This is a genomic window from Paracoccus ferrooxidans, assembly GCF_029909815.1.
Taxonomy (GTDB): domain Bacteria; phylum Pseudomonadota; class Alphaproteobacteria; order Rhodobacterales; family Rhodobacteraceae; genus Paracoccus; species Paracoccus versutus.
The window spans coordinates 775925-799283 of record NZ_CP038201.1; the positions used below are offsets into that span (position 1 = coordinate 775925).

Consider the following 23359-nt stretch of genomic DNA (forward strand, 5'->3'; position numbering starts at 1 on the left):
GTCATGCGCGCCTGGGCGCCGCGAGGCCAGAGGTTTCGTGCGGATGTTGACATTTGTTCAAACTGCGTAAAAACCTGTGCGCATGGTGAACAAGACCGATTTCATCGCCTCGCTTGCCAAGGGGCTTGGCGTGATCGAGGCGTTCCGGGCCGAACGCCCGCGCCTTTCCATCGCCGAGGTGGCCGAGGCGACGGGGCTGGACCGGGCGACGGCGCGGCGCTGCCTGCTGACCCTGCACGAACTGGGCTATGCCGATTACGACGGCAAGTTCTTCACCCTGACGCCGCGCATCCTGCGGCTGGGCATGGGGGCGCTGGCGGCGATGCCGCTGGCGCAGCTGGTGCAGCCCTGGCTGGACCAGCTGTCCGAGCAGATCGGGCAATCGACCTCGGTCTCGATCCTGGACGGGACCGAGATCGTCTATCTGGCGCGGGCGGCGCAGCGGCGGGTGATGTCCATCGGGCTGATGCCGGGCTCGCGGCTGCCGGCGCATTGCACCTCGATGGGCCGGGTGCTGCTGGCCGCCCTGCCCGAGCCCGAGGCGCGCGCCATCGTCGAGCGCTCGGACCTGACGCCGCGCACCCGCCACAGCCTGACCGCGCCGGACGAGATCATGGCGCGCATCCGGCAGGCCCGCGCCGACGGCCATGCGGTGATCGACCAGGAGGTCGAGCTGGGCCTGCGCTCGCTTGCCGTGCCGCTTTGGAATGCGCATGGCCGGGTGGTGGCGGCGCTGAATACCGGGGTGGCGGCGGTGCAATCCTCGGCCGAGGAGCTGGTCACGCTCTACCTGCCGGCGCTGCTCCGGGTGCAGGAGGGGCTGCGCCGGGTGCTGCGCTAGCGGCCGGGCAGCGGCGGGCGCGGCCGGCCGGCCAGCTCGGTGGCGCTGGCCAGGTCCAGGCCGGCCATGCAGAGCAGGCGGGCCACGATCCGCTCGCTTTCCGCGGGCGAAAGCTGGCCCTCGGTGATCGCCAGGCTGGCGCCGATCAGCGCGTGGCAGGTCAGCCGCCAGGTCAGTTCGGCCGCTTCGGCCTCGAACCGGCCGGCCGCCGAGGCCTGGCGCAGGTCGCGGATGGCAAAGGGGCCCATCATGCGGAACAGCGCATCCGCGATCACCTCGGAACGGTGCAGCATCTGCCGCCAGCGCGGATCGCCGGTCGCGGTGTCCAGCACGGTGCGGATGCCGAAGGCATAGACCTGCGCCGGATCCTCGAACCTGTCGGTGACGGCCTGGATGCTGACCCCCAGGTCGTGCATCAGCCCCTCGAGCACGGCGATGGCCAGTTCGTCCTTGGACCGGAAATAGTTGTAGATCGTTCCGGCACCGACATCGGCGCGCTCGGCAATCTCCAGCATGGTGGCGGCCTCGGCGCCCTTTTCGGTCATGATCTCGCGCGCGGCCTTGATCAGCGCCGCCCTGTTGCGCCGCTGGCGCCGCGCCACGCGGCCTTCGCCCTGGATCCCTGCCTCGGCCATGTCCTGCTCCGTATTCGGACATGAACCATATTCGGAAACGAATCGGATCTCAAGCCGAGGGGCGGGCTTGCGCCGCCGGCGCGACAAGAAGCCGCGGGTAGTGCGGGAGTTTTTGGCGTCCAGCCAATGCGTTGCAAGTTCCCGGCCGGTATGAATTATAATCAAAGTTGACGATCATTCATTTTTAGAACAAATTCACCGCCGACCGATCCGCCCGCAAGGGAGCGTGGGCGATCGGGCCGGAACCCCGGCAATCGTTTCAGGGAGGAGCAAGGATGACCCCATCAACCCAAGCCAGCGACACCGATGTCGCCATCGTCGGCGCCGGCCCGGTCGGCACGCTGCTGGCGATCCTGCTGGGCCAGCGCGGCAAGCGCGTGACGCTGATCGAGCGCTGGAGCACGCATTACGACCTGCCGCGCGCCGTGACCTTCGACCACGAGATCGCGCGCATCCTGGCCACGCTGGGCATCGACGCCGAGACCGACCCCTCGATCAACCATCACGACGAGCTTTATTACTGGCGCAACGCCAGGGGCGAGAACCTGCAGGTGGTGGACTGGCAGAGCCAGTCGGCCAGCGGCTGGCGCGTGCGCTACTGGTTCAACCAGCCGCTGCTGGAAAAGCGCCTGCTGAAGCTGGCGGGCGGCATGCCGGAAATCACCATGATGCGCGGCTGGAACGCCGTCGCGCTGGACCAGGATGCCGAGGGCGTCACCCTGGCGCTGCAACAGAACCCCGAGGAAGTCGGCCCGGACGGCGAGCGCCGGACGATCCGGGCGAAATTCGTCGCCGGCACCGACGGCGCCAACAGCTTCGTGCGCCATGCGCTTGGCATCGAGAACGAGGACAAGGGCTATTTCTTCGACTGGCTGATCCTCGACATGCTGCCGAAATTCGACTACCGCGCCTCGCGCCCGGATGAGCCGGCGCAGTGGCAGCTTTGCGACCCCAGGCGCCCGACCACCATCGTCCCCGGCGGGCCCGCGCCGCAGCCCGGCCAGCCCGACCGTCGCCGCTGGGAGTTCATGGTCCTGCCCGGCGAATCGGCGGCCGAGATGCAGAGCCCGGAAAGGGCGTGGGAACTGCTGCAACCCTGGGGCCTGACCCCCGAGAATGCCGAGCTGGAGCGCGCCGCCGTCTATCGCTTCCAGGCCCGCTGGGCGAAGCAATGGCACAAGGGCCGCTGCCTGATCGGCGGCGACGCGGCGCATCTGATGCCGCCCTTTGCCGGCGAGGGCATGTGCGCCGGCGTCCGCGACGCGGTGGCCATGGCCTGGCGGCTGAACCTGATCCTCGAAGGCAAGGCGGGCCTCGGCCTGCTGGACAGCTATACCAGCGAGCGCAAGGACCACGCCTGCCACTACATCGACTTCAGCCAGGAGCTGGGCAGCATCATCTGCATCGCCGACGAGGCCGAGGCCGCCGCGCGCGACGCCCGCATGATCGCCGAGCTTCAGGCCCGCGGCCAGCGGCCGGTGCCGACCGACATCTGCCATCTCGGCCCCGGCGCCTGGTGCCCGGCCAGCGCCCATGCCGGCGAGCTGTCGGTGCAGGGCGTGGTCGAGCACAAGGGCCGGCGCGACCGCTTCGACCAGGCGGTGGGCCGGGGCTGGGTGGTGATCGGCTACGAGGCCGATCCGCTGGCGGCGCTGACGCCCGGACAGCGGGCGCAGCTCGACCTGCTGGAGGGGTTCGGCGTGCAGGTCTGCGCCCCCGGCGGCGGCTGCGCGGTGATCGACACCGAAGGCACCTACAAGCGCTGGCTCGACGAGATCGACGCGAAATACGTGCTGATCCGGCCGGATTTCTATGTCGCGGCCACGGCGAACAGCGCCGAGGCTTTCCGGCAGCGCGTCGATGCGGTGATGCAGGCGCTGGACCTGGCCGACAGCCCGGCGCTGGCGGCCGAGTAAGGGGCGAGCCTCCGATCCGGGCAAATGGCCTGATCGGTGCCTTCCAGCGCATCGACGGCAAGACCACCATTCGATGGACGCGGGGCGCAAGCCCGCTGACAGAAACGGCCGCGCCGGCTTGGCGCGGCCGTTGTCGTTTGCCGCCCGGAGAAGATATTCCATTACATGGAATGACATATCTGCAGAATATGGCCAGAGAGGGCCGAAAGCCCGGCTCCCAGCAATTTTTACTTGCACTTTGCCGAGAATCGCCCAGAAATTCCCGAAAACGCGGCAGCTGTCATGTCCATATCATGGATCGCCAGCAGGGAGGGGAGGCCCGCCGCCATGGGAGGGATGCGATGCAACTGACCGACACCCAGCCAGAGGGCGAGCTGGCCCTGGGCGGCATCGAGGCCTTGGCCGAGCCCAAGCGCGCCGAACGCTGGATGCGCCCGGTCGAGATCCTGGCCGCCGGCCTTCTTGTGGTGATGATCGTCACCGTGCTGGCGAACGTGTTCTTCCGCTATGTGCTGGCCAAGCCGCTGATCTGGGGCGACGAGGTCGCATCCATCAGCTTCATCTGGATGGCGATGCTGGGCGCGGCGCTGGCGGTGGACCGGCACGAGCATATGCGCCTGACCGTGTTCCTGCCGCTGCTGCCCGAGCGGCTGGCGCGGGTGGCCGAGGTGGCGGGGCAGGTGCTGGTCTGCGTCCTGCTGCTGCGGCTTTTGCCGGTCGCGGTGGAATATGCCTATGAGGAAAGCTTCGTCAGGTCGCCGGCGCTGGGGCTGCCGATGTCCTGGCGCGCCTCGGCCCTGCCGGCGGGGATCGGGCTGATGGCGGTGCTGGCGGTGATTTCGGTCCTGCGGTCGCGCGAATGGCGCATCATCGCCGCGACCCTGGCCGTCACGGCGGCGGCGGTGGCGCTGATGTGGTTCGCGCGGCCGGCGCTTCTGTCCATCGGCAACTGGAACCTGCCGATCTGGCTGGGCCTGCTGGTCGCGGTGCTGCTTTGCATCGGCGTGCCCATCGCCTTCTGCTTTGCGCTGGGGACGCTGGCCTATCTGACCTTCGCCAGCCATGCGCCGATCTTCGTGATGATGGGCCGCATCGACGAAGGGATGTCCTCGCTGATCCTGCTGTCGGTCCCGGTCTTCGTGCTGCTGGGCTGCATCCTCGACGCCACCGGCATGGGCAAGGCCATCGTCAATTTCCTCGCCTCGCTCCTCGGCCACGTCAAGGCGGGGATGAGCTATGTGCTGCTGGGCTCGATGTTCCTCGTCTCGGGGATTTCCGGCTCCAAGGTCTCGGACATGGCGACGGTGGCCCCGGCGCTGTTCCCCGAGATGCGCAGGCGGGGCCATTCCGCGCCCGAGATGACGGCGCTGCTCGCGACGGGCGCGGCCATGGCCGATACCGTGCCGCCTTCGATCGTGCTGATCGTCCTGGGCTCGGTCGCCGGGGTGTCGATCGCAGGGCTCTTCACCTCGGGCTTCGTGATCGCGATGGTGCTGCTGGTCGTGCTGGCGGTGCTGGCGCGCTGGAAGGCACGGGCCGAGGACATGTCGGGCGTGCGCGCCGCCACCCTGCCGCTGATCGGCAGGACCGCGATCATCGCCGCGCCGGCGCTGGTCCTGCCCTTCATGATCCGCAGCCTGGTCGGCGGCGGCGTGGCGACCGCGACCGAGGTCTCGACCATCGCCGTGGTCTATGCCTTCGTCATCGGCGTCGTGCTTTACGGCGGCATCCCGATCCGCAGGCTGGGCACCATGCTGGTCGAGACGGCCGCCATGTCCGGCGCGATCCTGCTGATCCTGGGCGCGGCATCCGCAATGGCCTGGGCGCTGACGCAATCGGGTTTCGCCCGCGACCTGATGGCCGTCGTCACCGGCCTGCCGGGCGGCTGGGTGGTGTTCATGCTGGCCTCGATCCTGATCTTCCTGATCCTCGGCTGCGTGCTCGAGGGGCTGCCGGCCATCGTGCTCTTGGCGCCGATCATGTTCCCCATCGCCCGCGGCCTGGGCATCCACGACATCCATTACGCCATGGTCATCGTCACCGCGATGAACATCGGGCTGATGGCGCCGCCCATCGGCATCGGCTTCTACATCGCCTGCAAGATCGCCAACGTGCCCGCCGACCAGGTCATGCGCCGGATCTGGCCCTATCTGGCGGCGCTGCTGGTCGGCCTGCTGGCCATCGCCGCCGTGCCGGCGTTCTCGACCGCCTTGCTTTGACGTCAACAACCCTCGGGGAGGAGGAAACCATGACCATCACCCGCCGCAGCATCCTGATGGGTGCCGCCGCAGGCGCGCTTGCCGCGCCCTTCATCCGGCCGGGCGCCGCCCGCGCCGCCGAGTTCAGCTACAAGATCGCGAACAACCAGCCCTTGGAGCATCCCAGCAACGTGCGGCTGGCCGAGGCGGTCAAGGCGATCCTCGAGGAAACCTCGGGCGCGGTGGACATCCAGATCTTCCCCTCGAACCAGCTGGGCGCCGATACCGACGTGCTGGGCCAGCTGCGCTCGGGCGGGGTCGAGTTCTTCCAGCTTTCGCCGGTGATCCTGTCGACGCTGGTGCCGAACGCCTCGATCAACGGCGTGGGCTTCGCCTTCCCCGACTACGACACCGTCTGGAAGGCGATGGACGGCGAGCTGGGCGCCTATGCCCGCGGCCAGATCGAGAATGCCGGCCTGGTGGTGATGGACAAGATCTGGGACAACGGTTTCCGGCAGACCACCACCTCGACCAAGCCCATCCAGACGCCCGAGGATTTCCAGGGTTTCAAGATCCGCGTGCCGGTCAGCCCACTCTGGACCTCGCTGTTCTCGGCCTTCGGCGCCGCGCCTGCCTCAATCAACTTTGCCGAGGTCTATACCGCGCTGCAGACCGGCATCGTCGACGGGCAGGAAAACCCGCTGGCGATCATGAAGGTCGCGAAGCTGTGGGAGGTGCAGAAATACCTGTCCATGACCAACCACATGTGGGACGGGTTCTGGCTGCTGGGCAACCGCCGCGCCTGGGGCGCCCTGCCCGAGGACGCGCAGCAGGTCGTCGCCAAGCATTTCAACGCCGGCGCGGAACGCCAGCGCGAGGATGTCATGGCGCTGAACGCCACCCTGCGCGGCGACCTGGAAAGCCAGGGCTTCGTCTTCAACGACGTGGACCCGCAGCCCTTCGAGGACAAGCTGCGCGAAGCCGGCTTCTATGCCGAGTGGAAAAAGACCTATGGCGACGAGGCATGGGAGATCCTGGAAGCCGCCGTCGGCCGGAAGCTGGCCTGATGACGGACGCGCCCGCCCCTGAAGCGACCGGCGGCGCGCAGGCGGTGGCGCGCGCGCTGTCGCTGCTGTCGCTGGTCGGAAGGGGCGGCGACGCGGGGCTGGCGCTGGGGCAATTGGCCGCCGCCTCGGGGCTGACAAGGCCCACGGTGCGGCGGCTGCTGCTGGCCCTGGCCGCAGCGCGCATGGTCGAGCAGGACCGCCGCAGCCGGCGCTATCACCTGGGCCCCGAGGCCTATCTGCTGGGCACGTTCGCCGCCGAGCGCCACGGCATCCTGCATCACGCCCGCGACTCGATGCTGCGGCTGGCGCGCCAGACCGGCGACACCCTGCTGCTGACCGTGCCGCAGGGCGACCATACCCTGTGCCTCGAGCGGATCGAGGGCGATTTCCCGATCCGCACCCACGCCCTGATGCGCGGCGACCGCAAGCCGGCCGGCGTCGGCGCGGGCGCGCTGGCGATCCTCGCCGCCCTGCCCGCGCCCGAGGGCGACGCGCTGCTGCGCCGCGTGGCGCCCTTGGCCGAGGCGCTGGCCCCCGGCCTTGCCCCGGCCCTGGCCGAGGATCTGGCGCAGGCGCGCGCGGCCGGCCATGCGCTGAACCCCGGCCGGGTGGTGCCGGGGTCGTGGGGCCTGGGCGTGGCGATCCTGTGGCCGGACGGGCGGCCGGCCGGCGCGCTGTCCATCGCCGCCATCGAGAACCGCATGGGCGAGGCCCGGCAGGCCGAGCTGGCCGCCCTGCTGCATCGCGAGGCGCGGCTGGTCGAAGCCCGCCTTGCCGCGCTGGACACGCAACCGAAAAGGAACATCGCATGACAGATCCGCTGATCGTCGGCTGGGCACATACGAAATTCGGCAAGTCCGAGGCGCCCGACACGCTGGCCCTGATGGCCGAGGTGGCGCGGCCCGCGCTGGACCATGCCGGCCTGCCGCCCGATGCCGTCGACGGCATCTTCGTCGGCGTCTACAACAACGGCTTCTCGCGCCAGGATTTCCAGGGCGCGCTGGTCGCCATGGGCACGCCGGAACTGGCGGGCGTGCCCTTCATGCGCACGGAAAACGCCTGCGCCACCGGCTCGGCCGCGCTGTATGCGGCGGCGGATTTCATCGCCTCGGGCCGCGGCCAGGTCGCCCTGGTGATCGGCGCCGAGAAGATGAGCGCGACCCCCGGCGACCAGGTCGGCGACATCCTGCTGTCCGCCAGCTACGTCCCCGAGGAGGGCGAGATCCCCGGCGGCTTCGCCGGCGTCTTCGGCCGCATCACCGAGAGCTATTTCCAGCGCCACGGCGACCGTTCCGAGGAACTGGCGATGATCGCCGCCAAGAACCATGAAAACGGCATGCGCAACCCCTATGCGCATATGCAAAAGCCCTTCGACCTGGCCTTCTGCAACACCATCTCGGACAAGAACCCGCGCGTCGCCGGGCCGCTGCGGCGCACCGATTGCTCGCTGGTCTCGGACGGGGCGGCGGCGCTGGTGCTGGCCGCGCCCGAGGTGGCGGCCGAACTGCAGCGCGCCATCCGTTTTCGCGCCCGCGCCCAGGCCGGCGACCTGCTGGCGCTGTCGCGGCGCGATCCCATCGCCTTCGACGGCCCGCACCGGGCCTGGGCGGCGGCGCTCGATCAGGCCGGGCTCGGCATCATGGACCTGGCGCTGGTCGAAACCCATGACTGCTTCACCACCGCCGAGATGATCGAATACGAGGCCATGGGCCTTGCGCCCCGCGGCCAGGGCTGGCGCGTCATCCGCGACGGCGTGACCCGGTTCGACGGCGCGCTGCCGGTGAACCCCTCGGGCGGGCTGAAGTCGCGCGGCCATCCGATCGGCGCCACCGGCGTCTCGCAGCATGTCATGGTCGCGATGCAGCTGGCCGGCGATGCCGGCGCCATGCAGGTGCCGGGCGCCAGCTTGGGCGGGGTCTTCAACATGGGCGGCGCGGCGGTCGCCAGCTATTGCTCGATCCTGGAGCGCGTGAAATGACGGAACCCGCCATCGACCCGGCCGGCGGCCAGCGCCCGGTTTCGACCAGGGTGATGAACCTTGCCACCTTCCTGACCCAGGCCGCGCGGCGCGACCCCGACGGCATCGCGCTGGTCATGGGTGAGGCGCGCTGGACCTGGGCCGAGTTCGAGGCCCGCACAGACGCCCTGGCCCATGCGTTGCAAACCCGCTTCGGGCTGCAAAAGGGCGACCGGGTCATGTGCCAGTCGCAGAACTGCATGGAGATGATGCAGGCCATGTTCGCCACCTGGCGCGCCGGCGGCGTCTGGGTGCCTGCGAATTTCCGCCAGACGCCCGAGGAGGTAGCTTGGCTGACCCAATCCTCGGGGGCAAGGCTGATGTTCTGCAACGCCGCATTCCCCGACCACGCGGCGGCCTGCGGCGTGACCACGCTGGTCTTCGGCGAGGCCGGTTTCGGCCCCTCGGTGCAGGCGATCACCGCCGAGCATTGGGGAAGCCGCCCGCAGGTCGCCGTGGTGGATCGCGACGATCCCTGCTGGTTCTTCTTTACCTCGGGCACCACGGGCCGGCCCAAGGCCAGCGTTCTGACCCATGGCCAGATGGCCTTCGTGGTGACGAACCACCTGGCCGACCTGATGCCGGGCCTGACGGGCGAGGACGCCTCGCTGGTCGTGGCGCCGCTGTCACATGGCGCGGGCGTGCATCAGCTGACGCAGGTGGCGCGGGGGGTCAAGACCGTGCTGCTGCCGACCGAGCGTTTCGACGCGGCGCAGGTCTGGGATCTGGTGCGGGAATGGCGGGTGTCCACCATGTTCACCGTGCCGACCATCCTGAAACTGCTGGTCGAGCATCCGGCGACGGTGGCGGCCGACACTTCGTCGCTGCGCTATGTGATCTATGCCGGCGCACCGATGTATCGCGTGGACCAGCAAAGGGCGCTGCGCGTCCTGGGCAAGGTGCTGGTGCAATATTTCGGCCTGGGCGAATGCACCGGCAACATCACCGTCCTGCCCGCGCATCTGCACGAGGCCGAGGACGGCCCCGCCACCCGCCTCGGCACCTGCGGCCATGCCCGGACGGGCATCGAGATCCAGGTCCAGGACGACCAGGGCCGCGAATTGCCGCCCGGCCAGACCGGCGAGATCTGCGTCATCGGCCCCGCCGTCTTCGCCGGCTATTACCGCAACCCGCAGGCCAATGCGAAGGCGTTCCGCGACGGCTGGTTCCGCACCGGCGACCTGGGCCACATGGACGAGGCGGGGTTCCTCTATATCACCGGACGCGAGTCGGACATGTTCATCTCGGGCGGCTCGAACGTCTATCCGCGCGAGATCGAGGAAAAGATCCTGACCCATCCCGCCATTTCCGAGGTCGCGGTGCTGGGCGTGCCCGACCCGCTCTGGGGCGAGGTCGGCTGGGCGATCTGCGTCGCCCAAACCCCCGTGGCCGAAGAGGAGATGGCGGCATTCCTGGCCCCGAAGCTGTCGCGCTACAAGCTGCCCAAGCGCTTCCTGTTCTGGGAGGCGCTGCCGAAATCGGCCTATGGCAAGATCACCAAGAAGATGATCCGCGAAGAGCTGGAGGCGCGCGGCTTGCTGGAGCAGGCCCCGGCATGAGCATGGTCCATCCCGGTCCCCGCGCGGCCGAGCGCGTGCAGGCCCGGCGCGCCGCGCTGCGACCCATCCACGGCAGGCTGCGCGCGGGCCAGACGGTCATGCAGGCGGTGGGCGATCTGTTCGCCGCTCACGGCTGCAAGGGCGGCGTCCTGTCTCTGGCGGGGGTCCGCTGCGAACCGATGCGCTATGTGCTGCCGGCGCTGTCGACCGACGGGCTGCACGCGGCCTGGTATTCCGCGACCCATGCGCCCGCGGGCCGCTGGACCATCGACAGCGCCACCGCCAGCGTGGGCCGCAAGGACGGCGCCCCCTTCCTGCATTGCCACGGCATCTGGTCGGGCGGAGGCGATACCGCCATGGGCCACCTGCTGCCCCTGGATTGCGTCATCGCCGAGGACGCGGCGGTCTCGGGCCTCGGCGCGGCCGAAACCTGGTTCGAGGCCCTGCCCGACCCGGAAACCGCCTTCACGCTGTTCACCCCGCAGGGCGGCGGCGCCGGCCCCGGCCTTTTCGCCCGTATCCTGCCCGGCGAGGACGTGGTCGCGGGCATCGAGAGCCTCGCCGCCCGGCACGGCATCGCCACGGCGCGGCTGCACGGCGTGGGCAGCATCGACCATATCCGCTTCGCCGAGGGGCATCGCATGGACTGCCTGGCCACCGAACTGCGCCTGGACGGCGCGCGGCTGGTCCAGGGCGCGGCGCATGTCCCGATCGAGGTCGTGGACGTCCACGGCCATATCGCGCGCGGCACGCTGGAACGGGGCGCGAACCCCGTCGGCGTGACGCTGGAACTCATCATCGAACCGACAGGGGAAACGCCATGAAAACCGCCATCGTCACCGGGGGCTGCCGCGGCATCGGCCTGGCCGCCACCGAGATCTTCCTGGAACAGGGCTGGCGCGTCGCCATGGTCGACCGCGACACCGAGGAACTGCACCGGGTCGCGGACGGCATGGAGAACGTACTGGCGGTCGAGGCCGACGTCTCGGACCCCGACCAGGTCGCGCGCATGATGGCCGAGACCGTGGCCGGCTTCGGCCGCGTCGATGCGCTGGTCAACAACGCGGGCGTGGCGCTGTTTTCCCGCGCGGGCCGCACCAGCTTCGAGGAATGGCGCGAGGTGATGGCGACGAACCTGGACGGGGTGTTCCTCTGCACCCAGGCCGCGGCGCCGGAACTGGCCCGGACCGGCGGCGCCATCGTCAACATCGCCTCGATTTCCGGGCTGCGCGCCTCGACCCTGCGGGTGGCCTATGGCACCTCCAAGGCGGCGGTGATCCACCTGACCAAGCAATTCGCCGCGGAACTGGGCGAGCTGGGCATCCGCGTCAATTGCGTCGCCCCCGGCCCGGTCAAGACCAAGCTGGCGGCGGCGGTGCATGCGCCCGAGATCATCTCGGCCTATTACGACGCCATCCCGCTGAACCGCTATGGCGAGGCGCGCGAGATCGCCGAGGCCATCGTCTTCCTGTGTTCGGACAAGGCCAGCTTCGTCTCGGGGCAGACGCTGGCAGTGGACGGCGGCTTCGATGCCACCGGCGTCGGCCTGCCGGCGCTCAGGCGCGAGAACGCGCCGGCCTGAGCCGCCGGGCGGCGCGCGGATGCGGGCCTGCGGGGCGGAAACGCCCCCGGCCGGCGGGGCCTATTCCATCTGCCGGGCGTAATCCGGGGATTTGAACGCATGTTGCAGCACATGCCGGGCAAAGACCGGCGATGACCACATGATCCTTATGTCGTCATGTTCCCGTGAATAGGCTTCCTCGGCAAGCCGGGTCTTTTCGCCCCTTATCCCGTCGATCCTTCCGGGCGGATGGCCTGCCGCCGCCAGGCACATCTGCCGGGCCATCCAGACCTCGCGCTCATGCTGTTCCGAGGCGAATTCGGTGGTGGACAGCGTCCTGACCGCATCTTCAAGGGCACCGGCATAATCGTCGGTGATGAAACTGTCTATCGTGCAGACATATTTCGCGCCGCCCGGATTGAATATCAGGGTCTCCGCGCCGGAAACGGACGGCGAAGACAATATTGCCTCCGCCGCCAGGATCGCGACCACGTTCAGCAGGGCCTGCCTCAGTTCCGATGAGGTAAAGGTGACGCTTGCCTTGATCTTCTTGTAAAGACTGCCTTCCTCGCTCTCCAAAAGCTCGAAGCCGACATGGACATCCGCGTTCAGGACGCGGATATGCCGCGTGAAGTTGCCTTCCTGATACGAGAATCCGAGCCTTCTTATATGGTCCCGCTGCGTGGACAGGAGATCATCGAAACTCGGCAGCCGAAAGCGGACGAAGGACGCGATTGTCGGCTTTTCCCCGGTTTCGCCAAGCGCCCAAAGCAGGCGCATGAGGGCTTCGAAGACCACTGCCCTTTGCGCGCTGGTCGCCATCATGTCGAGCTGCCGGGCCGAGGCGAGCGCGCCGGGCGGAACCGCATTCGTCGGCAGGACCAGGGCCGATATTGCCGCCTCGACCATCACGGCGGTATCGGTGAACTCGTCGATCATGACCATATCCGGCACCCCAACCTGTCGACCCTTTCCCGAGCAAACAGCATAAGCCGCTGCCGCTCAAGATTTTTCCCCGGATGGATCGTCAGCCGCGCCAGGGCAGCGTGCCGCGCGGCAGATGCGGCGCCAGCCGGTCCAGCGCCAGCGCCATCCCCAGAACCAGCGCCACCGACACCGCCGAGACCGCGGCCGCGGCGGTCGAGTTGCCTTCGTATTGCAGGGCAAAGACCATGACGCCGATGGTCTCGTTGCCGCTGGACCAGAGCAGCGCCGAAAGCGTCAGCTCGTTCAGCGCCGTCATCACCGCCAGCATCGCCCCGGCCGAAAGCGCGGGCAGGACGGCGGGGGCCAGGATCGCCGCCATCCGCCGGACCGGGCCGGTCCCGAACAGCCGCGCCGCCTCGTCCTGCGCCGGCTCGATCGCCGCCGCCGCTGCCAGGACCGGGCGCAGGATCAGGGGCAGGAACCGCGCCAGATAGGCCACGAGCAGGATCGCCCCGGTGCCGTAAAGCGACCCGATCAGCGGCAGCGGGCGCAGGAAGGTCAGGATCATCGCCAGCGCGACCACCGTGCCCGGCACCACCCAAGGCCCGTCGGCCAGCCAGTCCAGCGCGCGGACCAGCGGGTTTCCCGCCATGACCCGCAGGAAGGCAAAGGGCAGCGCCACCAGCGCGCAAAGCACCGCCGCCGCCACCGACAGCTGAAGCGAATTGGCAAAGGCCCGCACGATGGTCGGATTGGCGAAGGCATCGGCGAAATTGCGCAGGGTCAGGGTGGACGGCCGCAGCGCGACCCCCAGGGCGGGCGACAGCGCCGTCGCCAGCAGGGCCAGCATCGGCAGGACCGCGATCACCGCAAGGACCGCCCAGACCGCCGCCTCGATCCAGGGCCGGGCGCGGCCTGGGTCGAAGGGCTGCATCGCCGCGCCGCTTCCCGTCGGCACCGCCAGCCGCGCCAGCACCAGCGCGCGCAGCGCCAGCGCGGCCAGCGCCAGCGCGACCAGGATCATCGCCAGCACCGCCACCTGCCCCGCGACCGAGGGGCCAAAACCGTTCAGCCGCTGGTAGATCAGCGTCGTCAGCATCGGGAAGCGTCCCGGAATGCCCAGCAGCGCGGGCACGCCGAAATTCCCCACCGCCGCGGCAAGGGCCAGGATCGCCCCGGCCAGCGCCGCGGGCAGCGCCAGCGGCAGCAAGATGCAGGCGACGATCCGCGCCCGGCCGGCGCCCGCGACCCGCGCCGCCTCGACCAGGTCGGCCGGCAGGCCGGTCAGCGCCGCGCGCATGGCGATGAAGACCAGCGGCATATGCTCGATCCCCATCAGGAAGGCGATGCCCCAGCCGGAATAAAGCGGATTGGTCGTGCCCGGCGGCGGCGCAAGGCCAAGCGGGCGCAGGATGGGCGAACTGCTGCCCGACATCTCGATCCAGGCCAGCGCCAGGGTCTGCGACGGGATCAGCAGGGGCGTGAGGATCAGGAAGCTCATCGCCACCCGCCCGCGCAGCGCGAAAAGCCCGGTCGCCAGCGCCAGCGCCGCGCCAAGGACCAGCGACACCGCCACCGACCCGGCCGAGGCCATGAGCGTGTTGACCAGCGCCCGCCGCGTCGCACGCGCCGACAGAACCTCGGCCATCAGGCCGAAGGCGCGGCCGTCCTCGCCCGCAGCGAAGGCCTCGACGAAAAGCCGGACCAGGGGCCAGACCGACAGGCCCCCCACCCAGATGAGGACAAGGACGGCGAGCAGATGCTCGCCGCCCCGCAGGTTCCGCGACAGGGCCGGATCAGCCGCCATAGATCTCGGCGAAGGCTTCCTTGTTGGCCTTGTCCTCGGCCAGCATCCGGGCCGCGTCGGCGGGCAGGATCTTCAGCCCGGCCGGGTCGGGATAGCCCTCGGGCTGGGCCACGCCTTCCAGGATCGGAAAATAGCCTTGGGCGACCGACTGTTCCTGCGCGGCCCTGGAGAGCTGCCAGTCGACAAAGACCTTGGCCGCCTCGACCGCGTCGCTGTCCTTCAGGATGGCGACGGGCTGGGTCACGATGGACACGCCCTCGGCCGGGAAGACGAAATCGACGGGCGAGCCCTTGGCCTTGGCGTTCAGCGCCATGTATTCGATGATGATGCCATAGGCCTTTTCGCCCCGCGCCACCGCCTCGACCACGGTGCCGTTGCCCTGGCCCGCGACCGCACCGTTCTTGGCCAGCGTCTCGTAATAGTCCCAGCCGAATTCCGGCTGCTGGGCCATGGTGCCGACATGGATCACCGCCGCGCCGGAATAGAGCGGGCTGGGCATGATCAGGCTGTTCGCCACCTCGGGCCGGGCCAGGTCGGCCCAGGATTGCGGCGGCTCGGCCACCATGGCGGTGTTGTAGATGATGCCGGTGGTGATCATCTTGGTGCCGAAGAAGGTCTTGTCGGGGTCGACCAGTGCCTCGGGGATGCCGGCGACCGGCGCCTCGGCATAGGCCAGCAGGCGGCCGTCGTTCTTGAGCTGCGTCATCGCCACCGCATCGGCGATCAGCATCACGTCGGCCGGGGTCTGGCCGGCGGCGAACTCGGCCGCGAGCTTGGCCATCAGCTCGGTCGTGCCCGAGCGGAACACCTCGACCTTGATCTGGGGGTGGTCCTTGTTGAACGCCTCGACCACGGCGGCCATCTGGTCCTGCGGCTGCGAGGTGTAGACGGTGATCGTCTGCGCATCCTGCGCGACGGCCGCTTGCGCCAGCAGGGCGCCGGCCAGCAGGGGAAGAAGGCGAAGGGGTTTCATCTTGTCCTCGTCGGTTTTGCCGTTTCGCAAGGGTGCTAGCGGCGAAAGTCAAAGCGCAGATGACAGTTTCGTGCAGATCCAGCGACAATCGCGGTCCTGCCGCCATTCCACCGCCTCGGCATTGCCGAGCCGTCGGAAGGGGGCGTCGGTCAGGGCCGCGTGGATTTCGCGCGCCGTGCCGGAATGGGCGACGATCAGCACCGGCAGGGGCGGGACGATGCCGGCCAGGGCGCCGCGGATGCGGGCGCGGAACGCCTGCGGCCCCTCGCCGCCGGGCGGGGTGGCGTCGCGGATCAGGATCGCGCGGTCCTGTCCCTCCCACGTGCCCCAGTTGCGCTCGGCCAGACCCGGCAGCGGCACCAAGGGCGCGCCGGTGACGCGGGCGACCGCCGCCGCGGTCTGCGCGGCGCGGGCCAGCGGCGAATGCCAGATCGCGGCCAGCGGGCGGCCCGCCAGCAGCCGCGCCGCCGCCTCGGCCTGCGCAAGCCCGGTCGGGTCCAGCGGGTCGTCGGTCGCGCCGCCGATCCGGTTCGCGGCATTGGCCGCGGTCCGGCCGTGGCGCAGGAACAGGAAGGGCTGCGACAGAAGCGGGATCACCAGGCGACCTCGGCGGTCGCGACCAGCGGGCGGTCCAGCGCCGCGGCCAGCCGCCCGGCCGCATCAGCCGTGCAGAAGGCGGGCATCGCCTGCGCCGGGCGCACGGCCTCGAACAGGGCGCGGGTGCCGGCAAGCGTCGGATGCACGTTCCAGCGGCGAAACAGCGCCCGCCCCTCGGCCACCCAGCCCTGCGCCGGGGTGCCCTGCGCCAGGTGGCCGGTAAAGACGACGCGGCCGATGCGCTCGCCGATCATGCGTCGCGCCAGCATGGCCGCGCTGTCGCGCTCGGCATTGGGTCCGGCCGCGATCATGGTGTCGCGGAGGGGGCCGTCGGGCACCAGATCGGCCGCCTCGGCCAGCAGCCGCGCCAGCGCCTCGGCCCCGCCCGGCACCAGCCAGCCCGGCCAGGCCAGCATGGCCTCGGCCACGGCCCGGTGCGCGGCGCAGATCGAGACCCGGTGCCCGGCGGCCAGGAAGGCCAGCGCCATCTCCAGCCCGCGCCCGCCGGCCGGGGCGGGCAGCAGCAGCGGCCCGTCCGCCAGTTCCAGCAGCCCCGCCGCCTGTTCGGCCAGCGGCTGATCCGCCGCGCCATAGGAGGCGTCGAAGACCATCGCCTGCGCCTGGGGCGGCATGGTGCAGCGATAAAGCCCGCCCTCGGCCGAAAGATCGCCGGTATAGACCAGCCCCTCGGCCCCGCCGATGCGCATCCAGCAGGCCCCCGGCGCATGGCCGGCGGGACCGCAGTCGAAGGGCAGGCCGAAATCCACAAAAGCCTCAAGCCGCCGCGCCGCCTGCATCGCCGGATCGCGCGACAGGGCGATGGCGGGCTCGGGCGCGAACAGGGGCGGATCGCCCAGCCCTGCCGCCAGATGCAGCCCGCCGGTATGGTCGGCATGGCCGTGCGAGAACAGGATCGCATCCACCCGGCCCACCCCGGACAGGTCCGGCAGGGCATCGCCATCGGGGCCGCGGCCCAGGTCCAGCATCAGCCGCCGCCCGGCGATCTCCAGCAGGAAACAGGCCGGCCCCTTGACCCCCAGCCCGGAAAGCGCCCTCAGCCTCATGCGCCGGCCCCCGCCCCGGCCAGCAGGCGGTGCTGGAGCGGCGTCTCGGCCCGCAATGCCTCGCGCGGCAGGATCCAGCCGCCGGTCAGCGACAATTCGACCGTCTCGCCGGGATGCGGCGGCCGCGGCAGGGTGAAATCGACGGTCCCGCCGTCCTCGACATGCTCCAGCGCCGCGGTGACCAGATGGCCGCCGCCCTGGAAACGGTGGTCCAGCACCCGCGCGCGCAGGCCCCCGCCCGCCGTCGCGGCAAGGTCGCGCGGCCGCAGGCACAGCCAGCCCGGCCCCGGCGGCGCATCGCCCGGCACCGCCACCACCCGGCCCTGCAAGGCGATGCGGCACAGCCCCCCGGACCGGCCCAGCACCTGCACCGGCACCGTCCGGCCGCGCCCGACGAAGCGCGCCACCATCGGCGTCGCCGGGCGGCGATAAAGATCGGCCGGGCTCGCCAGCTGCTCCAGCCGGCCGGCATTCATCACGCCCACCAGCCCGGCCACGGCCATCGCCTCGTCCTGGTCATGGGTGACGAAGACGAAGGTGGTGCGCAGGGCGGCATGGATGCGGCGGAATTCGGCCAGCATCGTCTCGCGCAGATGCGCGTCGAGATTGGCCAGCGGCTCGTCCAGCAGGATCAGGCCCGGCCGCACCGCCAGGCTGCGCGCCAGCGCCACCCGCTGCCGCTGGCCGCCCGACAGCTGGTGCGGGCGCCGGTCGGCCATGCCGGACAGGCCGACCATCTCCAGCGCCTCGCCGATGCGCGTCCGTTCCTCGGCGCGGGACAGGCCTTGGATGCGCAGGCCGAAGCGGATGTTGCCGGCGACGGTCATGTGCGGCCAAAGCGCATAGGACTGGAACACCATGCCCAGCCCGCGCGCCTCGGGCGCAACGAACCGCCCCGGCCCGGCCACCAGCCGCCCGCCCAGGGCGATGCGGCCCGCGTCCGGCCGCTCGAGCCCGGCGATCAGCCGCAAAAGCGTGGTCTTGCCGCAGCCGGAGGGCCCCAGCAGCGCCAGGAACGCCCCCGGCGGCACCGCCAGCGAAACCCCGTCCACGGCGCGCGTCGCGCCGAAGGCCCGGACCACCGCCTCCATCTCGATCGCAGCCATGCCTTTTTCCCTTTCTGCGCGGCGGGTCTAGCGGCAGCGTGCAAAGCTTTCGTGACGGCGGGACGCGGCGATGGGCGATGGGCGGGGGCGGGGGCGGCGTCACAGGCCGGCCAGCACCGGCTGCGCCCGGAAGGCGGCGAAACCGGCGGCCAGGGCCAACAGGCTGGCGCCCGCGACGATCACGCCGATGCGCCGGCCGCCGACCAGCCCCGCCATCGCCGCCTTGGACAGGGTATTCACCGCCACCGCGACCAGGATCGCCTGCGCGGCGACGGGGGTGGCTAGGTCGCCCCCGCCGAGCCGCGCCATCGAGATCGACACCGCATCCACGTCGCCGATGCCCGAGATCGCGGCGATGATCAGCACGCCGACATCGCCATAGTGCCGGCGCAGGATCTCGGCCGCCAGCAGCACGAGGGCAATGAAGGCGGCGATCTTCAGCGCCGTGCCCACCGCCAGCGGGTTGCTGATCGGCAGCGCCGGCCCGGCCTGCGCCGGCCGCCGCCACAGCAAAAGCGCCACCGCCAGGGCCATCGCCACCGCCCCCGCCGCCAGCGGCGGGGCCAGATGCGCCAGCAGCGCCCGGTTCAGCCCGACCGTCACCACGCCGACGCGAACCAGCATCACGACGCCGGAGATGAGGATGCCGGCGGCCAGCAGCCGGGCGGCGCCGGGCTGGGCCTTGCCCAGCCGGGCAAAGGCCAGCGTCGTCGCGGTGGATGAGGCAAGCCCCCCGGCCGCCGCCATCACCACGATCCCCAGCCGGTCGCCGAAGGCCCGGACAGCCAAATAGCCGGCAAAGGAAATCCCCGCGATCAGGATCGCCAGCAGCCAGATCTCGCGCAGGTTGACCGCACCCCAGGGATCGACGCTGCGGTCGGGGATGACCGGCAGCAGCAGGAAGGACATCGCCGCCAGCGTCAGGATCGCGCGGATCTCGGCCCAGCTCAGCGCCGCGACCCAGCGGTGCAGGTGTTCGCGCGCCGCCAGGAGCAGCGTCATCGCCACGGCGGCGGCGACCGCGGGGACCAGCGGCCCGGTGACGGCCAGCGCGCCCAGCAGGAAGACCAGCATCCCCGCCACCGCCGAGGTGGCGCTGACATTCCGGTCCAGCCGCGATTCCAGCCATTGGAAGGCGGCAAAGACCAGCGCGAAGCCGCAGAACACGATGCCGATGACCAAGCCGCCGAAATCCAGCGCCAGCACGCCGGTGGCGCCGCCGGTCAGCCCGGCCAGCGCAAAGGTCCGCAGGCCGGCGGCGCGCTGATGCTCGCGCTCGTCGCGGGTGCGCCAGCCGCGTTCGAGCCCGACCAGCAGGCCGATGGCCAGCGACACGGCAAGGCGGCTGAGGATCTGGTCCGGGTGCATCGCCGCATTCTGCCACCGCTTTCAGCGGCTTGCCAGCGCCGCAAGCGGCGGCGCATTGGCCCCTTGGCCAGCCATGGCGCATCCCAGCACCGGATCTGGAGTATTTGGAGAACGGTGAAGACACAAGACCCGGCACGGCGGCTCTGGACGAACCGCCCGGCTCGCCTGCATGATCGGCTTTCCAAAGAGCGAGCTTCGAGCATGACCGAGACAGGCCCCTTCACCGTCCGCGCCTTGATGGCGCAAAGCGGCGTCGCCTTCGGCACCAGCGGCGCCCGCGGATTGGCCAGCGCGCTGACCGACCGCGTGGCCCATGGCTGCGTCCTGGGCTTCCTGCAATACCTGCGCGAGATCGGCGCGTTCGCCCCCGGGACCGAGGTGGCGCTGGCGGGCGACCTGCGCCCCTCGACCCCGCGCATCCTGCGGGCCTGCGCCCAGGCGATCCGCGACGCGGGCGGGCGGCCGCTGTTTTGCGGCCATGTGCCGACGCCGGCGCTGGCGCATTACGCCTTTGGCCGGGCCATCCCCTCGCTGATGGTCACGGGCAGCCATATTCCCGACGACCGCAACGGCATCAAGTTCCACCGCCCCGCCGGCGAGATCCTGAAGCCCGACGAGGCCGGCATCGCCCGGCAGGTGCTGGCGCCGGACGCCGGGCGCTTCGGCGCGGACGGCATGCTGGCCGAGGCGGCGCCCCTGCCCGAGCCCGTGGACATCGAGGCGGGCTATCTGGCCCGCTATGTGGATTTCTTCGGCAACGATGCGCTTTCCGGGCTGAGGCTGGGGCTTTACCAGCATTCCGCCGTCGGCCGCGACCTTATCGCCCGCATCCTGCGCGCGCTGGGGGCCGAGGTTCTGCCGCTGGGCCGCTCGGATCGTTTCATCCCCGTCGATACCGAGGCGCTGCGGCCCGAGGACATCGCCCTGGCGCGGGACTGGGCGGCGCGGCACCGGCTGGACGCCATCGTCTCGACCGACGGCGATTCCGACCGCCCGCTTCTGGCCGATCACCGCGGCGAATGGCTGCGCGGCGACCTGCTGGGCCTGATCTGCGCCCGCGAACTGGGCGCCGAATGCGTCGTCACCCCGGTCAGCAGCAACACCGCGCTGGAGCTGAGCGGCGCATTCGCCCGCACCATCCGCACCCGCATCGGCTCGCCCCATGTCATCGCAGCGATGGACGAGGCGGCGTGCGAGACCCTGGGCCCCGTCTGCGGCTACGAGGCGAACGGCGGCTTCCTGCTGGGCAGCGAGATCGCGCGGGACGGGCGCCGGCTGGCGGCGCTGCCGACGCGCGACGCGGTGCTGCCGGTGGTTGCGGTGCTGGCGGCGGCCAGGGCGCGGCCGCTGGCCGAGCTTTGCGCCGGCCTGCCGCGGCGCGTGACCTTCAGCGACCGGCTGCAGGATTTCCCGACCCAGGATTCCCAGGCGATCCTGGCCTGGCTGACCGCGGGCAGCGAGGCGGACAGCCGCGCCCGGATCGAGGCGCAATTCGGCCCGCTGGCCGGCGGGCTGCGGCGGATCGACCAGACTGACGGGCTGCGCATGACCTTCGCGGACGGCGCGATCATCCACCTGCGCCCGTCCGGCAACGCGCCGGAGCTGCGGCTTTACACCGAGGCCGAGACCGACGAGGCCGCCCGGACGCTGAATGCCGCGGCCCTGGCGCGGGTGCGCGGGATGGCGGCCCTGCTGGCCTGACCGACCCGGCGGGGCTCAGGCGGCCGCGGCCGCCGGCCGCACCCTTGCCGCAAAGGCACGCAGCTCGGCATCCTCCAGCGTCTCGCGCTCCAGCAATTCGCGGGCGGATTGGTCCAGAAGGTCGCGATTGGCCTCGAGCAGCGCCACGGTGCGGGCAAAGATCCTGTCGGTGATCTGCTTCACCGCCGCGTCGATCCGCTGCGCCGTGGCCTCGGAATAGCGCCGGCTCAGCCACGAGCCCTGCTCGTTCGTGCCCAGAAAGCCGGGGCGGTCGCTGTCATAGCTGACATGGCCCAGCTCGTCGTCCATGCCGTAGCGCGTGACCATGGCGCGGGCGATGTCGGTCGCCTTGACCAGATCGTCGGCCGCGCCGGTCGAGAGATGGCCGAAGACCACGCTTTCCGCCGCCCGCCCGCCCAAGAGGACGGCGATCTTGTCCTCCAGCTCGGCGCGGGTCATCAGGAAGCGGTCCTCGGTCGGGCGCTGGATGGTATAGCCGAGCGCGCCGATGCCGCGCGGGATGATCGAGACCTTGTGGACCACGTCGACGCCGGGCAGCGCCATGGCGACCAGCGCATGGCCCATCTCGTGGCAGGCGACGATCTCCCGCTCGCGCGGGTTCAGCAGACGGTTGCGCTTTTCCAGCCCGGCGACGATGCGCTCGACCGCATGGTTGAAATCGGCCATGGCCACGGAATCGGCGCTGCGCCGGGTGGCCAGCAGCGCCGCCTCGTTCACCAGGTTGGCCAGGTCGGCGCCGGAAAAGCCCGGCGTCAGCGCCGCCACCTGCCCGACCTCGACATCCGGGGCCAGCCGCACCTTTTTCATATGCACCTTGAGGATGTCGATGCGGCCCTTGCGGTCGGGCTTGTCCACCAGCACCTGCCGGTCGAAGCGGCCGGCGCGCAGCAGCGCGGGGTCGAGGATCTCGGGCCGGTTGGTCGCGGCCAGCAGCACGACGCCGGACGAGGGGTCGAAGCCGTCCAGCTCGGACAGCAGCTGGTTCAGCGTCTGCTCGCGCTCGTCGTTGCCGCCGGTGAACTGGCCCGAGTTGCGGGCGCGGCCAAGCGCGTCGAGTTCGTCGATGAAGATGATCGCAGGGGCGCTCTTGCGGGCCTGCTCGAACAGGTCGCGCACCCGCGCGGCGCCCACGCCGACGAACAGCTCGACGAATTCCGAGCCCGAGATCGACAGGAAGGTCACGCCCGCCTCGCCCGCCACGGCCCGCGCCAGAAGCGTCTTGCCGGTGCCGGGCGGGCCGACCAGCAGCACCCCCTTGGGCACCCGCGCGCCCAGGCGGCCATAGCCCTCGGGGTCGCGCAGGAAGGCGATGATCTCCTCCAGCTCGGCCTTGGCCTCGTCCACGCCGGCGACATCGGCAAAGGTCACGCCGGTCTCTTTCTCCATATAGACCTTGGCCCGGCTCTTGCCGACCTGCATGAAGCCGCCCAGGCCCTGGCGCTCGGCGAACTTGCGAAACACGAACATCCACAGCGCCAGGAACAGCACCACCGGCACCACCCAGGACAGCAGCGCGCCGAGCCAGGTGTTCTGCGGCACGCCGCTGATCTCGACCCCGGCCTGGTCGATGCGTTCCAGGACGGCCGGATCGACCAGGGTGGTGACGAACTGGTTGCGGCCGTCGACCGGGCTGTTGAAATTGCCGGTGATGCGGTCGCCGCCCACCGCCACCGAGGAGATGCGGCCCTGCTCCAGGTAATCCTCGAACTGGCTGTAGCTGATCGGCGCGACGTCGCGCGCGCCCGACAGCAGATCCTGGAGCAGGATCACGGCCAGGAAAGCCAGGATCCAATACCAGATGTGGAACTCGGTCCTCTTCTCCATGTCTTCTCCCTGCCGGCGGCCGGATGGGCGCCTGATCGGTAAGCCCGCGCCTGGCCGATGTTGCCCGACCGCGCGGCGCCGATCAACGGGCCGGGCGGGTTTCGGCCGCGCACCGATGCCGCAGCATGGCCGGCGGCACGGCATCCGCCGCCGCCGGGGCCGCGTTCAGGACCGCAT

The 23359-nt window shown here is 70.5% G+C and carries 19 protein-coding genes; 10 read left to right on the plus strand and 9 right to left on the minus strand.

Going from position 1 to position 23359, the window contains the following annotated elements:
- Window positions 1-82: 82 nt before the first annotated feature.
- Window positions 83-841, plus strand: a complete 759-nt coding sequence (locus E3U26_RS16785; protein WP_036754469.1) for an IclR family transcriptional regulator domain-containing protein — start codon at window positions 83-85, stop codon at window positions 839-841.
- Here E3U26_RS16785 and E3U26_RS16790 read toward each other — a convergent pair.
- Window positions 838-1476 carry a TetR/AcrR family transcriptional regulator gene (locus E3U26_RS16790; RefSeq protein WP_072461219.1) on the minus strand — a complete coding sequence of 213 codons (639 nt, stop codon included), beginning with the start codon at window positions 1474-1476 and terminating at the stop codon, window positions 838-840. The genes E3U26_RS16785 and E3U26_RS16790 overlap by 4 nt on opposite strands.
- A 275-nt stretch (window positions 1477-1751) precedes the next feature.
- Between E3U26_RS16790 and mhpA the strand changes: the two genes are divergently transcribed.
- The 8 genes from mhpA to E3U26_RS16830 all read left to right on the plus strand — a co-directional run bounded on the left by mhpA (window position 1752) and on the right by E3U26_RS16830 (window position 11815).
- Window positions 1752-3392: a bifunctional 3-(3-hydroxy-phenyl)propionate/3-hydroxycinnamic acid hydroxylase MhpA gene (mhpA, locus tag E3U26_RS16795; RefSeq protein ID WP_499106097.1), complete on the plus strand. Its 1641-nt coding sequence runs from the start codon at window positions 1752-1754 to the stop codon at window positions 3390-3392.
- A 341-nt stretch (window positions 3393-3733) separates the two neighbouring features.
- A complete protein-coding gene (locus E3U26_RS16800; RefSeq protein ID WP_499106098.1) occupies window positions 3734-5611 on the plus strand; it encodes a TRAP transporter large permease in 1878 nt (625 codons plus the stop codon).
- A 29-nt stretch (window positions 5612-5640) separates the two neighbouring features.
- On the plus strand, window positions 5641-6657 hold the full coding sequence (locus E3U26_RS16805) for a TRAP transporter substrate-binding protein (RefSeq protein ID WP_036754479.1): 1017 nt from the start codon (window positions 5641-5643) through the stop codon (window positions 6655-6657).
- Window positions 6657-7469, plus strand: a complete 813-nt coding sequence (locus tag E3U26_RS16810; RefSeq protein ID WP_036754482.1) for an IclR family transcriptional regulator — start codon at window positions 6657-6659, stop codon at window positions 7467-7469. The genes E3U26_RS16805 and E3U26_RS16810 overlap by 1 nt, the downstream gene beginning before the upstream one ends.
- Window positions 7466-8635: an acetyl-CoA acetyltransferase gene (locus tag E3U26_RS16815; RefSeq protein ID WP_499106099.1), complete on the plus strand. Its 1170-nt coding sequence runs from the start codon at window positions 7466-7468 to the stop codon at window positions 8633-8635. The genes E3U26_RS16810 and E3U26_RS16815 overlap by 4 nt, the downstream gene beginning before the upstream one ends.
- Window positions 8632-10233 (plus strand): acyl-CoA synthetase, encoded by a 1602-nt coding sequence (locus E3U26_RS16820; protein ID WP_499106101.1) that lies wholly within the window; start codon window positions 8632-8634, stop codon window positions 10231-10233. Before E3U26_RS16815 ends, E3U26_RS16820 begins: the two co-directional genes overlap by 4 nt.
- Window positions 10230-11057 carry a PPC domain-containing DNA-binding protein gene (locus E3U26_RS16825; protein ID WP_499106102.1) on the plus strand — a complete coding sequence of 276 codons (828 nt, stop codon included), beginning with the start codon at window positions 10230-10232 and terminating at the stop codon, window positions 11055-11057. The genes E3U26_RS16820 and E3U26_RS16825 overlap by 4 nt, the downstream gene beginning before the upstream one ends.
- Window positions 11054-11815, plus strand: a complete 762-nt coding sequence (locus tag E3U26_RS16830; protein WP_036754491.1) for an SDR family NAD(P)-dependent oxidoreductase — start codon at window positions 11054-11056, stop codon at window positions 11813-11815. The genes E3U26_RS16825 and E3U26_RS16830 overlap by 4 nt, the downstream gene beginning before the upstream one ends.
- A 60-nt stretch (window positions 11816-11875) precedes the next feature.
- Here E3U26_RS16830 and E3U26_RS16835 read toward each other — a convergent pair whose 3' ends face one another.
- The 7 genes from E3U26_RS16835 to E3U26_RS16865 all read right to left on the minus strand — a co-directional run bounded on the left by E3U26_RS16835 (window position 11876) and on the right by E3U26_RS16865 (window position 19636).
- A complete protein-coding gene (locus E3U26_RS16835; protein WP_499106103.1) occupies window positions 11876-12733 on the minus strand; it encodes a hypothetical protein in 858 nt (285 codons plus the stop codon).
- 88 nt (window positions 12734-12821) lie between these two features.
- Complete coding sequence (locus tag E3U26_RS16840; RefSeq protein ID WP_499106104.1) at window positions 12822-14528, minus strand: ABC transporter permease; 1707 nt, start codon at window positions 14526-14528, stop codon at window positions 12822-12824.
- On the minus strand, window positions 14518-15501 hold the full coding sequence (locus tag E3U26_RS16845) for an ABC transporter substrate-binding protein (RefSeq protein WP_072461333.1): 984 nt from the start codon (window positions 15499-15501) through the stop codon (window positions 14518-14520). The genes E3U26_RS16840 and E3U26_RS16845 overlap by 11 nt, the downstream gene beginning before the upstream one ends.
- Window positions 15502-15549: 48 nt before the next feature.
- Window positions 15550-16098 carry a histidine phosphatase family protein gene (locus E3U26_RS16850; RefSeq protein ID WP_499106105.1) on the minus strand — a complete coding sequence of 183 codons (549 nt, stop codon included), beginning with the start codon at window positions 16096-16098 and terminating at the stop codon, window positions 15550-15552.
- Complete coding sequence (locus E3U26_RS16855) at window positions 16095-17162, minus strand: MBL fold metallo-hydrolase (RefSeq protein WP_499106106.1); 1068 nt, start codon at window positions 17160-17162, stop codon at window positions 16095-16097. Before E3U26_RS16855 ends, E3U26_RS16850 begins: the two co-directional genes overlap by 4 nt.
- Window positions 17159-18268, minus strand: coding sequence for an ABC transporter ATP-binding protein (locus tag E3U26_RS16860; RefSeq protein WP_499106107.1), 1110 nt, complete (start codon window positions 18266-18268; stop codon window positions 17159-17161). The genes E3U26_RS16855 and E3U26_RS16860 overlap by 4 nt, the downstream gene beginning before the upstream one ends.
- 99 nt (window positions 18269-18367) lie before the next feature.
- Window positions 18368-19636, minus strand: coding sequence for an MgtC/SapB family protein (locus tag E3U26_RS16865; RefSeq protein WP_499106108.1), 1269 nt, complete (start codon window positions 19634-19636; stop codon window positions 18368-18370).
- Window positions 19637-19837: 201 nt separating this feature from the next.
- On the opposite strand from E3U26_RS16865, the gene E3U26_RS16870 reads away from it, so the two are divergent.
- Complete coding sequence (locus E3U26_RS16870) at window positions 19838-21337, plus strand: phosphomannomutase (RefSeq protein ID WP_499106109.1); 1500 nt, start codon at window positions 19838-19840, stop codon at window positions 21335-21337.
- Window positions 21338-21352: 15 nt separating this feature from the next.
- Here the strand turns inward: E3U26_RS16870 and ftsH are convergent, their stop codons facing one another.
- Window positions 21353-23182: an ATP-dependent zinc metalloprotease FtsH gene (gene ftsH / locus E3U26_RS16875; protein ID WP_036757437.1), complete on the minus strand. Its 1830-nt coding sequence runs from the start codon at window positions 23180-23182 to the stop codon at window positions 21353-21355.
- Window positions 23183-23359: the final 177 nt, after the last annotated feature.